Genomic DNA, 13,630 nt, shown 5'->3' with positions numbered 1-13,630 from the left:
TGGGCTGAAGCCCACCCAACGGCTTTGTGCCGGGCGGCGCTCCGCTTCAACCCACCGACAGGCAATCGACAAGTTTGGCCAATAATGGGCGTTGAAAGCTGCCCTTCAGGAGCGACTTCGTGAAAATCATCATTCTCGGTGCGGGGCAAGTGGGCGGTACGCTGGCCGAAAACCTCGCCAGTGAAGCCAACGATATCACCGTGGTCGACACCGATCCTGATCGCCTGCGCGATCTCGGTGATCGCCTGGACATTCGCACCGTGGTCGGCCGAGGTTCGTTTCCGACCGTGCTGCGGCAGGCCGGTGCGGACGACGCCGACATGCTGGTGGCGGTAACCAACAGCGATGAAACCAACATGGTTGCCTGCCAGGTTGCCTACACGCTGTTCCATACGCCGACGAAGATCGCCCGAGTACGTGAGTCCGTATACCTCACCCGCTCCAATCTGTTCAGCAACGAGGCGATACCGGTCGACGTGCTGATCAGCCCCGAGCAGGTGGTCACCAACTACATCAAGCGCCTGATCGAGCATCCCGGTTCGCTGCAGGTGATCGACTTTGCCGGTGGCAAAGCCCAGCTGGTCGCGGTGCGCGCCTACTATGGCGGGCCGCTGGTGGGCCAAGAGCTGCGCCAGATTCGCAAGCACATGCCCAACGTCGACACACGGGTAGCGGCGATCTTCCGTCGCAACCAGGCGATCCTGCCGACGGGCGATACGGTCATCGAGGCCGACGACGAGGTCTTCTTCATTGCAGCGCGTGCGCATATCCGCGCGGTGATGAGCGAAATGCGCCGACTCGACGATTCCTACCGCCGCATCGTCATCGCTGGCGGTGGACACATCGGCGAGCGCCTCGCCGAGGCAATCGAAAGCCGTTATCAGGTGAAAATCATCGAGATGAATCCGGCGCGCTGCCGCTACCTCTCGGACACCCTCGACAGCACCATCATCCTCCAGGGCAGCGCCTCGGACCGCGATCTGCTAGTGGAGGAAAACATTAACGACGCCGATGTGTTCCTGGCGCTAACCAACGACGACGAGGCCAACATCATGTCGTCGCTACTGGCCAAGCGCCTGGGCGCGCGCAAGGTGATGTGCATCATCAACAACCCGGCTTACGTGGATCTGGTGCAGGGTGGCGAGATCGATATCGCCATCAGCCCCCAGCTGGCCACCATCGGCACGCTGCTGACGCACGTACGCCGCGGCGATATCGTCAGTGCCCACTCGCTGCGCCGGGGCGCGGCGGAGGCGATTGAAGTGATTGCCCATGGCGACTCGCGTTCGAGCAAGGTCGTCGGTCGCGCCATCGGCAAGATTACATTGCCGCCGGGCTCCACCATCGGAGCGGTGATTCGCGCCGAGCAGGTGCTGATCGCCCATGACGACACCGTCATCGAGTCGGGCGACCACGTGATTCTGTTCCTCGCCGACAAGAAGCACATTCGCGACGTGGAGCGGCTGTTCCAGGCGGGCCTTACCTTTTTCTGATCTCGCAGATTGCTGCCGCCTTTTCACCGACGCCGGGCGAGCCTGGCGCCGCAGAAGCGACTGGATTCAAGCCAGACGGTATCTCTTTGCTTTTTTGACGCTGATTCGTGACGAATCGGCTCAAATGGCCTCTACATTTCCGTTAACTGCTCAGCTTTTGTATCCTCCAGTCAGGGATACGAAGCCAGTAAGTCCCATGACGGCGCTTCGTTAACCTGCGGTTATGGCAATAACAACAACCGAGGCAACCGCATTCAACACAGGTTTGACCACGTTCGCCCCTGGCGGCGGCCTCCTAAAGCTAATGATCCGCCTTGCGGATTTCAAAGGAACACAGGAGAGACACCCCATGAGGAATTTCAGCATCTCACCCATTGCCCGGCTACTGGTCGGTTGTACTGCGCTAGCGAGTGTGACCATCAGCAGCCTGGTCCAGGCCGATACCCTGGATGACATCAAGGACAGCAGTAGCGTCCGCATTGGCTACGCCAACGAAACCCCCTTCGCCTACACCGCCACCGACGGAAGCGTCACCGGCGAGTCCCCCGAGATCGTCGAAAAGATTTTCCAGCAGATGGGCATCGAGACCATCAACCCCGTCCTCACCGAATGGGGCTCGCTGATTCCCGGCCTGCGCGCCAGCCGCTTCGACCTCATCGCCGCCGGCATGTACATCACGCCGGAGCGCTGCAAGCAGGTGCTGTTCACCGATCCGCACTACCAGTTGCCCGATACCCTGCTGGTGAAAACCGGCAACCCGAAGAATCTGCGCAGCTACGCCGATATCGCCAACGACCCCGAGGCCAAGCTGGCCATCATGTCCGGCACGGTCAACCTCGCCTACGCACGCGAAGCTGGTATCAAGGATTCTCAGATCGTCCAGGTGCCCGACACCACTTCGCAACTGCAGGCCGTACGCACCGGCCGCGCCGACGCCGCCATCGGCACCCAACTGACCATGAAGGGTCTGGCCGAGAAGGCTGGCGATCAGGTCGAAGCCACCACTGACTTCAAGGACGACCCGGCCCACACCGGCTACGGTGCCCTGGCATTCCGCCCCGAAGACAAGGCGCTGCGTGATGCGGTCAATGCCGAGCTGAAGAAGTGGCTGGGCAGTGACGAGCACCTGAAAACCGTCGAGCCGTTCGGCTTCGATCGGTCGAACATCACCGACAAGACTGCCGAAGAGCTCTGTAGCGCTTGAATGGATTCGGCGCGGCCGCTGATGCCGCGCCGGACTTCCCTCGGTGAACAGTCCTTCGCTAGTGCTTCTGCCTCTGGTCGGTCGCCGCGCGTCATCGCGGTGCGCCGATTCACGCATGCCTGCTTCCCGCCGCCGGACGCAAGACGCCACGCGGCGGCCGGACCGCAGCCCGCTCACGCAGCCAGCCTTATCGGGTGTCCTGCGACCCAGCTCCAACACCCCGGAGCCAACCGGAATTCCAAGATGAATGAATTACTTCCCCTTCTGCTGCAAGGCGCCTGGGTGACCGTGCAGGTCACCTTCTGGGGCTCCTTGCTGGCCATAGCCGCAGCGCTGATCGGCGCACTGGGCCGGCTCTCGCCAATCGCACCGCTACGATGGCTGGCGATCACCTATATCGAGGTGTTTCGCGGCAGCTCGCTGCTGGTCCAGCTGTTCTGGCTTTATTTCGTGTTGCCGATGCCGCCGTTCAATCTGTCCATGAGCGCCTTCAGCGTCGCGGTCGTCGGCCTCGGTTTGAACATTGGCGCCTATGGTGCGGAAGTGTTGCGCGGCGCCATCCGCTCGGTGCACGAAGGGCAGTACGAGGCATGCCAGGCGCTGAATATGACCGCCTGGCAGCGCTTGCGCCGGGTGATCCTGCCGCAGGCCTTGCTGGCGGCGATCCCGCCGGGTACCAACCTGTTGATCGAGCTGCTGAAGAACACCTCGCTGGTTTCGTTGATCACCCTGTCGGATCTGGCATTTCGCGCGCGCCAGCTGGATCAGGCCACGCTGATGACGCTGGAAATCTTCGGCCTGGCACTGGTCATGTATTTCGTTCTTGCGCAGATCATCAACTTCTCCATGCGCATGCTCGAACGGCGCCTGGCGCGCGGACGCGTGCGGGGAGGGCTGTCATGAATTTCTTCGATTGGGCATTCGCCCTGGAGATTCTGCCCAGGCTGCTCGACGCCTCGCTGAAGACCATCGGCATCACCCTGGCCGGCTTCTCCATTGCTATCGTCCTGGGACTGTTTCTCGCCGTGGGCCGACGCAGCCGGCAGCGCTGGCTGTCCTGGCCGGTAACCGGGCTGATCGAATTCATCCGCAGCACGCCGCTGCTGATTCAGGTGTATTTCCTGTTCTTCGTGTTGCCCAACTACGGTCTCAATCTCTCGGCGCTACAGGCCGGCATCATCGGCATCGCGCTGCACTACGCCTGCTACACCGCCGAGGTCTACCGTGCCGGGCTCGATGCTGTGCCGCGTGCGCAATGGGAAGCGGTGACGGCGTTGAACATGAAGCCGCTCAACGCCTACCGCACGATCATCCTGCCGCAGGCCCTGCGGCCCATTCTGCCGGCGCTGGGCAATTACCTGATCTCGATGCTCAAGGACACGCCGGTGCTGTCCGCAATTACCGTGGTGGAAATCATGCAACGGGCCAAGAACATCGGCTCGGAGCATTTCCGCTATCTGGAACCGATCACCATGGTCGGTCTGTTTTTCCTCATTCTCAGTCTCGGCCTCGCCTGGTTCGTGCGCCGTCTGGAAAACCGTATGGAGCTCGCCCGATGAACGCAGTGATGCCAACCACCGAAAACTCGAACCCGATCGCTGCGGCCAACGAGCCGGAAATCATGGTGCAGTTTCGCGACGTGTCCAAGCGTTACGGTGACCTGACCGTGCTCAACCATCTCGATCTGGATGTGCGCAACGGCGAAAAGGTCGCCATCATCGGCCCCAGCGGGTCCGGCAAATCCACCCTGCTACGCGCCCTGATGACGCTGGAGGACATCGACGAGGGCGTGATCATGGTCGATGACGAGCCGCTGACGCATATGCCCGGCACCAACGGCGAACTGGTCCGAGCCAACGCCCGGCACTTGCGCCGAGTGCGCGGCAAGGTCGGCATGGTGTTCCAGAGCTTCAATCTGTTTCCGCACATGAGCACCCGGCAGAACGTGATGGAAGCGCCGGTGCAGGTGCTGGGGCTGTCGAAAAAGGAAGCGCGCGAACGCGCCGAGGAATTGCTGGCCATGGTTGGGCTGGAAGACAAGCTCGAGCATTACCCGTCGCAGCTGTCCGGCGGCCAGCAACAGCGCGTGGCCATTGCCCGAGCGCTGGCGATGCGGCCCAAGGTGATGCTGTTCGATGAGGTGACGTCAGCGCTGGACCCCGAGCTGTGCGGCGAAGTGCTCAACGTCATCCGCCGACTGGGCGACGCGCATAGCCTAACCATGCTGATGGTCACTCACCAGATGGGCTTCGCCCGGGAGTTCGCCGACCGCGTATGCTTCTTCAACGAAGGCCGGATCCACGAGCAGGGCACGCCGGAAGAGCTGTTCGGCAATCCGCAGGAAACGCGCACTCAAGAGTTTCTGAGCGCGGTCACTCAGGCAAGCTAGACGCGGTGGCAGGGCCGGTTCGATCTGCGATGATCGCCGGCCCTGTCGCGTGCGATATCACAAGGGGGCGCAGATGCTCGAATCACTGGAAAAGATGCTGGCCAAAGGCATGGACAATCCCATGCTGCGCTTCGGCCTCGGCAAGGGTTATCTGGATGCCGGCGACCCGGCGCAGGCTGCGACGCACCTACAGCGCTGCGTCGAACAGGATCCCAACTATTCCGCGGCCTGGAAACTATTGGGCAAAGCGTTGCAGGCCAGCGGTGACCGCGACGGCGCGCGTCGGGCCTGGGAGCAGGGCGTGGTCGCGGCGCAAGCACACGGCGACAAACAGGCGGAAAAGGAGATGAGCGTGTTTCTGCGCAAGCTGAACAAGCAGGCCGACAGCTAGCGTCCTGAATCGGCAGCAAGCTGTGCAGTTCCGGCGACGCCTTTAGCTCCGCCAATCCAATCGGCAGGTTCGGCTTCAGCTGTCCTGCACGAAGCGCAAGCCGACGCCTTCGGCATCGACACGCATCACTTCCATCTGCAGCACAGGCGCCGGAATCGGCAGATCCTGCACCTGTCCGCTGACGATCGTGCCGGGCTGCAGCTCGGTCAGCTGAGGATGTTTGACGTATACGCCACCATCGGACAGGTCGCGCGTGTGGGCGAGCACCTCGCCAAAGGACTCATGCGTGATGCGTATCCGGCACTTCATGGGCGCACGTGGATGCTGTCGCTGGTTGGCCATCTGACGTTCCTGTTGTCTTTGTTAGCTTTCAGTACCAGCGACGCTCGCCGGCCGGGCGCTTCTTGAAGCGCTTCATGGTCCACATGTACTGGCTCGGCCAGGTGCGCACATAGCGCCCGATGACGTCGCTCATGGCCGCGACCGCGACTTCGACATTCTCGTCGTACATAGCCGGCGGTGCCGCTTCGATGATCACCTTGTAGCCCGAACCGTCCTCCAGACGCAACGCATGGAGGAACACGCCGATGGCCTTGCCTCCGGTGAGCATGCCGGGTACGAATTTGCTGGTCAGCGCCTGCGTCCCGAGGAAGGGGACGAACACGCCGGAACCTTCGCTGGGCTCCGGATCCGCAGGAATACCCACAGCGCCGCCGCGGCGCACTTCCTTGATCACGCTGATGATGCCTTCGCGGGTCGAAGGCGCGACCTTGTTGCCCAGCTGCACACGCTGGCGTTGCAGGAGATCATCGACGGCCTTGAGCTTCGGTGGGCGGTAAAAAATGATCGGCTTGCACTGCGCGCAGTAGAAGTGATTGAGCACTTCCCAGTTGCCCAGATGGCTGGTGATGCCGACGACGCCCTTGCCGGACGCCAAGGCCTGTTCCAGTACTTCGAGCCCTTCGACCTGCCTGACCAGCTGCAACGTCTTGTCCGCCGGCCAGATCCAGGCGCAGGCGCTTTCGGTAAAGGCTTTGCCGATCTGCTGCAGGCTTCGTCCCAACAGCGCTTCCTGTTCGGCGGCAGACAGTTCAGGGAAACATTTGGCCAGATTGATCCGGGCGACCTCGCGGGAACGGTTGGGCAACTTCCACATCAACCAGCCGATGGCACCGCCCACTCCTTGCACCGCGCGCCAGGGCAGCAGGGCGAACAGGCGCAGGAAACCGACCACCAGCGCACCTTTGAACTTGTCCAAGGATCTCTCCCGAAAAATCAAAGCCGCTAGTGTAACTGCTTCCAGTGTTCGGCTACTCGTACTAGGCGCTGACCGAGGTGTAGGCGAGTATCGGGTAGCGCTCGCAATCGCTGGTGTGGTCCATGACCATGCCGCAGGCCTGCATATAGGCGTAGCAGATGGTCGGGCCGACGAAACTGAAGCCGGCCTTCTTCAGCGCGCGGCTCATGGCCTCGGCTTCAGGAGTTACCGCCGGAACCTCGCTGCGCGACCGGAAATGGTTGACCTTAGGTTGGCCGCCGACGAACGACCATAGCCAGCCAACCGGATCTTCCAGTTCCAGCCAGCGCTGGGCATTGCGCCTTGCAGCTTCGAGCTTGCGTCGGTTGCGGATGATGCCCGCGTCGAGCATACGTTCGTCGATTTCGGCGTCGCTCATCTGCGCCAGCCGCTGCGGATCGAAACCGAACAGCACCTGGCGATACCGCTCACGTTTGCGCAAGACGGTAATCCACGACAGCCCGGCCTGAAAGGCTTCGAGGATCAGGAATTCGAACAGAACCTGGGGATCACGGGTCGGCACACCCCATTCGCTGTCGTGATAGTCGATGTACAGCGGGTCATCGGTGCACCAGGCGCAACGCGGCATTTTTTCCACTCCTCGAAAGCGGCATGAGCAGAGTGCGGATGTCACCGCAGGCATCCAACCCAAAGGCAAGCGCCACCACGGGTTTGAGCCGTTATCGGGTATACTCCGGGGCTTTCTGTCGAAGCCAGCACAGGTGAAATTTTGACCCAGCCTACGCCTGCCGTGCGCACCTTCCAAGACCTGATCCTCGCCCTGCAAAGTTACTGGGCGGAGCAGGGTTGCGTCGTCCTGCAACCCTATGACATGGAAATGGGCGCCGGTACTTTCCACACCGCCACTTTCCTGCGCGCAGTCGGTCCCGAGACCTGGAATGCGGCCTACGTCCAGCCTTCACGCCGCCCGGCCGACGGCCGTTATGGCGAGAACCCCAACCGCCTGCAGCACTACTACCAGTTTCAGGTAGTGCTGAAGCCCAACCCGGACAACATTCAGGACCTGTACCTGGAGTCGCTGCGCCGCATAGGCGTGGATACCTCGGTGCATGACGTGCGCTTCGTCGAGGACAACTGGGAGTCGCCGACACTGGGCGCCTGGGGCTTGGGCTGGGAAGTCTGGCTGAACGGCATGGAAGTCACCCAGTTCACCTACTTCCAGCAGGTCGGTGGCATCGAATGCTACCCGGTGACCGGCGAGATCACCTACGGCTTGGAGCGCCTGGCCATGTACCTGCAGGGCGTCGATTCGGTCTACGACCTGATCTGGACCGACGGCCCGTTCGGCACCGTCACCTATGGCGATGTGTTCCATCAGAACGAGGTGGAGCAATCGACCTACAACTTCGAACACGCCAACGTCGACAAGCTGTTCGAGCTGTTCGATTTCTACGAGTCGGAAGCCAACCGGCTGATCGAGCTGGAGCTGCCACTGCCCACCTACGAAATGGTGTTGAAGGCGTCGCACACCTTCAACCTGCTGGATGCCCGCCGCGCCATCTCAGTGACGGCGCGTCAGCAGTACATCCTTCGTGTCCGTGCGCTGGCTCGTGCGGTGGCGCAGAGCTACCTGCAGGCCCGCGCCAAACTCGGCTTCCCCATGGCGGCCCCCGACCTGCGAGATGAAGTACTGGCCAAGCTGGAGGCAGCAGAATGAGCGCACTGGATTTCTTGGTCGAACTTGGCACCGAAGAGCTGCCGCCCAAGGCGTTGGGCAAGTTGTCTGATGCCTTCCGCACTGGTATCGAGAAAGGCTTGAAAGAAGCCGGCCTCAAGCATGGTCGGGTACAGGCGTTCGCCGCGCCGCGACGTCTTGCGGTGCTGATCGAGCAGCTCGATACCGAGCAGCCCGATCGCAGCATCAACCTCGATGGTCCGCCCCTGCAGGCCGCCTTCGACGCCGAGGGCGAGCCGACCCAGGCTGCGCTGGGCTTTGCCCGCAAGTGTGGCGTCGATCTGTCAGAGATCGACCGCAGCGGCCCGAAACTCCGTTACAGCCGCTCGATCCCCGGCCAGCCGACCGCCGAGCTGTTACCTGGCATCGTCGAAACCTCGCTGAACGAGCTGCCGATTCCCAAGCGCATGCGCTGGGCCGCGCGCAAGGAAGAATTTGTTCGTCCTACTCAGTGGCTGGTGATGCTGCTGGGTGATCAGGTCATCGATTGCACCATTCTCGCGCAGCGCGCTGGACGCGAATCGCGCGGCCACCGTTTCCACAATCCGGCGCCGGTGCGTATCGCCAAGCCGACCAGCTACCTCGAAGACCTGCGCGCAGCCCATGTGATCGCCGACTTCGCCGCGCGCCGCGAGCTGATCGCCAAGCGCGTCGAGCAGCTGGCAAGCGAGCAGAGCGGCACCGCCATCGTGCCGCCGGCCCTGCTCGATGAGGTCGCCGCACTGGTCGAATGGCCGGTTCCGCTGGTGTGTTCCTTCGAGGAACGCTTCCTGGAAGTGCCGCAGGAAGCACTGATCACCACCATGCAGGACAATCAGAAGTACTTCTGCCTGCTGGATGCCAACGGCAAGCTGCTGCCGCGTTTCATCACCGTGGCCAACATCGAATCGAAAGACCCGGCGCAGATCGTCGCCGGTAACGAGAAGGTGGTGCGCCCGCGCCTCACCGACGCCGAATTTTTCTTCAAGCAGGACAAGAAGCAGAAGCTGGAAAGTTTCAACGAACGGTTGAAGAACGTGGTCTTCCAGGCGCAGCTGGGCACTGTTTACGACAAGGCCGTGCGGGTATCGCAGCTCGCCGCTTTCATCGCCGAGCGCACCGACGGCAATCCGCAATGGGCCGCCCGTGCCGGCCTGTTGAGCAAGTGCGACCTGGCTACCGAAATGGTCGGCGAGTTCCCGGAAATGCAGGGCATTGCCGGTTACTACTACGCGCTCAACGATGGCGAGCCGCAGGACGTGGCGCTGGCGTTGAACGAACAGTACATGCCGCGTGGTGCCGGCGCCGAGCTGCCAAGTACCCGTACGGGTGCGATTCTGGCGGTGGCGGACAAGCTGGACACGCTGGTCGGGATCTTCGGCATTGGCATGCTGCCCACCGGCAGCAAGGACCCCTACGCGCTGCGTCGTGCGGCGCTGGGCATCCTGCGCATCCTCATCGAGAAGCAACTGGATCTCGATCTGGTAGAAGCCGTGCGCTTCTCCATCGGCCAGTTCGGCAACCAAGTAAAGGCAGAAGGGCTCGCCGATCAGGTGCTGGAGTTCATCTTCGATCGCCTGCGTGCCCGTTATGAAGATGAGGGAATCGAAGTCGCTTCCTATCTGTCGGTACGTGCCGTGCAGCCGGGCTCTGCGCTGGATTTCGATCAGCGTGTACAGGCGGTGCAGGCGTTCCGCACGTTACCGGAAGCAGAAGCGCTGGCAGCGGCCAACAAGCGTGTCTCGAACTTGCTGAGCAAGTTCGAAGCGAAGCTGCCGGAAACCGTCGAGCCCCGCTGGTTCGACAATGCCACCGAGTTCTCGCTGTATTCGGCGCTGCAACAGGCCGAACAGGCCGTGCAACCGCTCGCTGCGGCACGCCAGTATCGCGAGGCGCTCGAGCGCCTGGCGCATCTGCGCGGCCCGGTGGACGCCTTCTTCGAGGCGGTACTGGTCAATGCCGAAGACGCTTCGGTACGCGCCAACCGCTATGCCTTGCTCGCCCGGTTGAGAGGACTGTTCCTTGGCGTCGCCGATATTTCCGCACTTGGCTAAGCCGGTGAAACTGATAGTGCTCGACCGCGACGGCGTCATCAACGAGGACTCCGATGCCTATGTGAAGACCCTGGATGAATGGATTCCGATTCCAGGCTCTCTCCAGGCCATCGCCAGCCTGTGCAAGGCGGGCTGGACGGTGGCGGTTGCCACCAACCAGTCCGGTCTGGCGCGAGGCATGTTCGATGCCTCGATGCTCGACGATATGCACTTCAAGATGCAGCAGCTGGTGATGGAGCAGGGTGGACGCATCGACCTGATCATGCATTGCCCGCATGGTCCGGACGATGGCTGTGACTGCCGTAAGCCCCTGCCGGGGTTGTTCCAAAAAATTGCCGAGCATTTCCATTTGTCCGATCTCAAAGGTGTACCGGTGGTCGGTGACAGCCATCGCGATCTGCATGCAGGCATGCTCTTGGGCGGTGCGCCTTACCTGGTCAGGACTGGCAAGGGCATGCGTACTCTGAAAGGCGCACTACCGCCTGGAACTCAGGTATTCGATGATCTCGCGGCGGTTGCCGAACATCTGCTGAGGGCATCGTGATGAACCTTCTGTTTGCTGCTCGGATTGCGCTGTTCTATTTCCTTCTGGCCTTCACCGCTTTTGCCTGGTGCCTGGTCTGCCTGGTCTGCGCGCCGTTCATGGCATTCCGCATGCGCTATCGCTTCGTGGTACAGAATTGGTGCCGCTGCGCCGTATGGCTGGGTAAGACGCTGGTCGGCCTGCGCTACGAGGTGCACGGTGCGGAGAACGTCCCGTCGCGCCCCTGCGTGATTCTGGCCAAGCACCAGAGCACCTGGGAAACCTTTTTCCTGTCGGCATACTTCGAGCCCCTGACCCAGGTGCTCAAGCGTGAGTTGCTGCGTGTGCCGTTCTTTGGCTGGGCGATCATGCTGCTCAAACCCATCGCTATCGATCGCGACAATCCCAAGGCGGCATTGCGTCAGGTGGCCAAGCAAGGTCATGAGCGTCTGGAGCAAGGCGCCTGGGTGCTGATTTTCCCGGAAGGCACGCGCGTACCGGTTGGCGAGCAGGGTAAGTTCTCCCGCAGCGGAGCGGCGCTTGCCGTCAACGCTGGGCTGCCGGTCCTGCCGATCGCACATAACGCCGGCATGTTCTGGCCCAAGACTGGTTGGGGCAAGATTCCCGGTACCATTCAGGTGGTCATTGGCCCAGCCATGCATGCCGAAAGCGAAGGCCCTCGCGCTGTCGCTGAACTCAATCAGCGCGCTGAAGACTGGATCAATGCGCAGGTCAGACGACTCGAAGGCGGTGCCTGAAAGGCGGAATGGAGCAGGGCAGAGTCCAATGAAAAGGGGGAGCAGACCGAAATCTGCTCCCCCTTTTTCGTGCCCGTCAGGCTCAGTCTTCGACGGAGCTGCGGATCAGGTGGTCGAAGGCACTCAGCGAAGCCTTGGCGCCTTCGCCGACGGCGATGACGATCTGCTTGTACGGCACCGTGGTGACGTCGCCCGCCGCGAAAATGCCCGGCAGCGAGGTCTCACCCCGCGCATCGACGATGATCTCGCCGCGCGAAGTCAGTTCGACGGTGCCCTTCAGCCAATCGGAGTTCGGCAGCAGGCCGATCTGCACGAAGATGCCTTCCAGTTCCAGGTTGTGGAACTCGCTGGAGTTGCGGTCCTTGTAGATCAGTCCGGTGACCTTTTGGTCGTCGCCGATGACCTCACTGGTCAGCGCGCTGGTGATCACGGTGACGTTGGGCAGGCTGTGCAGCTTCTTCTGCAGCACGGCGTCGGCACGCAATTGGCTGTCGAACTCGATCAGCGTGACGTGAGCGACGATGCCGGCCAAGTCGATGGCCGCTTCGACACCCGAGTTGCCGCCGCCGATCACCGCTACGCGCTTGCCCTTGAACAGCGGGCCGTCGCAGTGCGGGCAGTAGGCGACGCCACGGCCGCGGTATTGCTGCTCGCCCGGCACGTTCATTTCACGCCAGCGCGCACCGGTCGCCAGGATCAGCGTCTTGGCCTTGAGCGAGCCGCCGTTTTCCAGCTTGATTTCGTGCAGGCCGCCTTCGCCGCTAGCCGGTATCAGAGCCGCAGCGCGTTGCAGGTTCATGATGTCGACATCGTATTCGCGTACGTGGCTTTCCAGCGCACGGGCCAGCTTCGGGCCTTCGGTCTCGTTGACCGAGATGAAGTTTTCGATGGCCATGGTGTCCAGCACCTGACCGCCAAAGCGCTCGGCCGCCACGCCGGTACGGATACCCTTGCGCGCGGCGTAAATGGCCGCGGCGGCGCCCGCCGGGCCACCGCCAACGACGAGCACGTCGAAGGCGTCCTTGGCGCTGAGCTTCTCGGCATCACGCGCCGAGGCACCGGTGTCGAGCTTGGCGAGGATTTCTTCTTCGCCCATGCGGCCTTGGCCGAACAGTTCACCGTTGAGGTAGATGCTCGGTACGGACATGATCTGCCGGGCTTCGACTTCGCCCTGGAACAGCGCGCCGTCGATGGCGACGTGGCGGATGTTCGGGTTGAGCACGGCCATCAGGTTCAGCGCCTGGACCACGTCGGGGCAGTTCTGGCAGGACAGCGAGAAGTAGGTCTCGAAGCTGTAGTCGCCTTCGATGTTCTTGATCTGCTCGATGACTTCCGGTGCGGTCTTCGACGGATGGCCGCCGACCTGCAGCAGGGCGAGCACCAGAGAGGTGAACTCGTGGCCCATCGGGATGCCGGCGAAACGCAGGCTGATGTTGCCACCGATGCGGTTGAGTGCGAACGACGGGCGACGAGCATCATCACCATCGGTGCGCAGAGTGATCTGGTCGCTCAGGCTGGCGATGTCTTCCAGCAGGGCGAGCATTTCTTGGGACTTCTCACCGTCATCGAGGGACGCGACGATCTCGAACGGCTGAGTGACCTTTTCCAAATAGGCTTTCAACTGGGTTTTGAGATTGGTATCCAGCATATGATTACCTCTTAGTAGTTTCGAAAGTCGATGATTCAAAAGCTTCAATGAGAGAGAGCTTATAGAGCGCAAGGGAATTTTGAAAATTGATTAAAACAAGCAGGGCGATGGGTTAAGGCTATCGAAGAAGGGGGATTTTTATGTTCCACGTGAAACAAAAAACCCGGCAAAGCCGGGTTTTTGTAGTACGAGACGAGA

14 protein-coding genes are annotated in these 13,630 nt (G+C 61.7%); 10 read left to right on the top strand and 4 right to left on the bottom strand.

What is annotated here, in order from left to right; all coding sequences use genetic code 11:
- The first annotated feature begins 119 nt into the window (after window positions 1-119).
- The 6 genes from trkA (at window position 120) to E0D86_RS06375 (ending at window position 5,477) form a co-directional block, all read left to right on the top strand.
- Complete coding sequence (trkA, locus tag E0D86_RS06400) at window positions 120-1,493, top strand: Trk system potassium transporter TrkA (protein ID WP_131649166.1); 1,374 nt, start codon at window positions 120-122, stop codon at window positions 1,491-1,493.
- 349 nt (window positions 1,494-1,842) lie between these two features.
- On the top strand, window positions 1,843-2,697 hold the full coding sequence (gene ehuB / locus E0D86_RS06395) for an ectoine/hydroxyectoine ABC transporter substrate-binding protein EhuB (RefSeq protein WP_131649165.1): 855 nt from the start codon (window positions 1,843-1,845) through the stop codon (window positions 2,695-2,697).
- 243 nt (window positions 2,698-2,940) lie between these two features.
- Window positions 2,941-3,600: an ectoine/hydroxyectoine ABC transporter permease subunit EhuC gene (gene ehuC / locus E0D86_RS06390; protein WP_131649164.1), complete on the top strand. Its 660-nt coding sequence runs from the start codon at window positions 2,941-2,943 to the stop codon at window positions 3,598-3,600.
- Window positions 3,597-4,256: an ectoine/hydroxyectoine ABC transporter permease subunit EhuD gene (gene ehuD / locus E0D86_RS06385; protein WP_131649163.1), complete on the top strand. Its 660-nt coding sequence runs from the start codon at window positions 3,597-3,599 to the stop codon at window positions 4,254-4,256. The genes ehuC and ehuD overlap by 4 nt, the downstream gene beginning before the upstream one ends.
- The gene (ehuA, locus tag E0D86_RS06380; protein WP_131649162.1) at window positions 4,253-5,086 is read left to right on the top strand and encodes an ectoine/hydroxyectoine ABC transporter ATP-binding protein EhuA; all 834 of its coding nucleotides are present in this window, start codon (window positions 4,253-4,255) and stop codon (window positions 5,084-5,086) included. The genes ehuD and ehuA overlap by 4 nt, the downstream gene beginning before the upstream one ends.
- Window positions 5,087-5,159: 73 nt before the next feature.
- Window positions 5,160-5,477 carry a tetratricopeptide repeat protein gene (locus tag E0D86_RS06375; protein ID WP_131649161.1) on the top strand — a complete coding sequence of 106 codons (318 nt, stop codon included), beginning with the start codon at window positions 5,160-5,162 and terminating at the stop codon, window positions 5,475-5,477.
- A gap of 75 nt (window positions 5,478-5,552) precedes the next feature.
- Here the strand turns inward: E0D86_RS06375 and E0D86_RS06370 are convergent, their stop codons facing one another.
- The 3 genes from E0D86_RS06370 to E0D86_RS06360 all read right to left on the bottom strand — a co-directional run bounded on the left by E0D86_RS06370 (window position 5,553) and on the right by E0D86_RS06360 (window position 7,363).
- Window positions 5,553-5,819: a PilZ domain-containing protein gene (locus E0D86_RS06370; protein ID WP_131649160.1), complete on the bottom strand. Its 267-nt coding sequence runs from the start codon at window positions 5,817-5,819 to the stop codon at window positions 5,553-5,555.
- Window positions 5,820-5,847: 28 nt separating this feature from the next.
- A complete protein-coding gene (locus E0D86_RS06365) occupies window positions 5,848-6,735 on the bottom strand; it encodes a lysophospholipid acyltransferase (RefSeq protein WP_131649159.1) in 888 nt (295 codons plus the stop codon).
- A 61-nt stretch (window positions 6,736-6,796) separates the two neighbouring features.
- Window positions 6,797-7,363, bottom strand: a complete 567-nt coding sequence (locus E0D86_RS06360) for a DNA-3-methyladenine glycosylase I (protein ID WP_131649158.1) — start codon at window positions 7,361-7,363, stop codon at window positions 6,797-6,799.
- 141 nt (window positions 7,364-7,504) lie between these two features.
- Between E0D86_RS06360 and glyQ the strand changes: the two genes are divergently transcribed.
- Genes glyQ through E0D86_RS06340 form a run of 4 tightly spaced genes read left to right on the top strand, consistent with a single transcriptional unit; the run spans window position 7,505 to window position 11,784 of the window.
- Window positions 7,505-8,452, top strand: coding sequence for a glycine--tRNA ligase subunit alpha (gene glyQ, locus E0D86_RS06355; protein ID WP_131649157.1), 948 nt, complete (start codon window positions 7,505-7,507; stop codon window positions 8,450-8,452).
- The gene (gene glyS / locus E0D86_RS06350) at window positions 8,449-10,503 is read left to right on the top strand and encodes a glycine--tRNA ligase subunit beta (RefSeq protein WP_131649156.1); all 2,055 of its coding nucleotides are present in this window, start codon (window positions 8,449-8,451) and stop codon (window positions 10,501-10,503) included. Before glyQ ends, glyS begins: the two co-directional genes overlap by 4 nt.
- A gap of 4 nt (window positions 10,504-10,507) precedes the next feature.
- Window positions 10,508-11,047 (top strand): D-glycero-beta-D-manno-heptose 1,7-bisphosphate 7-phosphatase, encoded by a 540-nt coding sequence (gmhB, locus tag E0D86_RS06345; RefSeq protein ID WP_131649155.1) that lies wholly within the window; start codon window positions 10,508-10,510, stop codon window positions 11,045-11,047.
- Window positions 11,047-11,784, top strand: coding sequence for a 1-acyl-sn-glycerol-3-phosphate acyltransferase (locus E0D86_RS06340; RefSeq protein ID WP_131649154.1), 738 nt, complete (start codon window positions 11,047-11,049; stop codon window positions 11,782-11,784). The genes gmhB and E0D86_RS06340 overlap by 1 nt, the downstream gene beginning before the upstream one ends.
- A gap of 82 nt (window positions 11,785-11,866) precedes the next feature.
- Here the strand turns inward: E0D86_RS06340 and ahpF are convergent, their stop codons facing one another.
- The gene (ahpF, locus tag E0D86_RS06335; protein WP_131649153.1) at window positions 11,867-13,432 is read right to left on the bottom strand and encodes an alkyl hydroperoxide reductase subunit F; all 1,566 of its coding nucleotides are present in this window, start codon (window positions 13,430-13,432) and stop codon (window positions 11,867-11,869) included.
- Window positions 13,433-13,630: the final 198 nt, after the last annotated feature.

This window comes from Pseudomonas sp. IC_126 (assembly GCF_004331835.1).
Taxonomy (GTDB): domain Bacteria; phylum Pseudomonadota; class Gammaproteobacteria; order Pseudomonadales; family Pseudomonadaceae; genus Stutzerimonas.
Note: the sequence above shows the minus strand (reverse complement) of the source record. Positions and strands in the feature narration are given on the sequence as shown.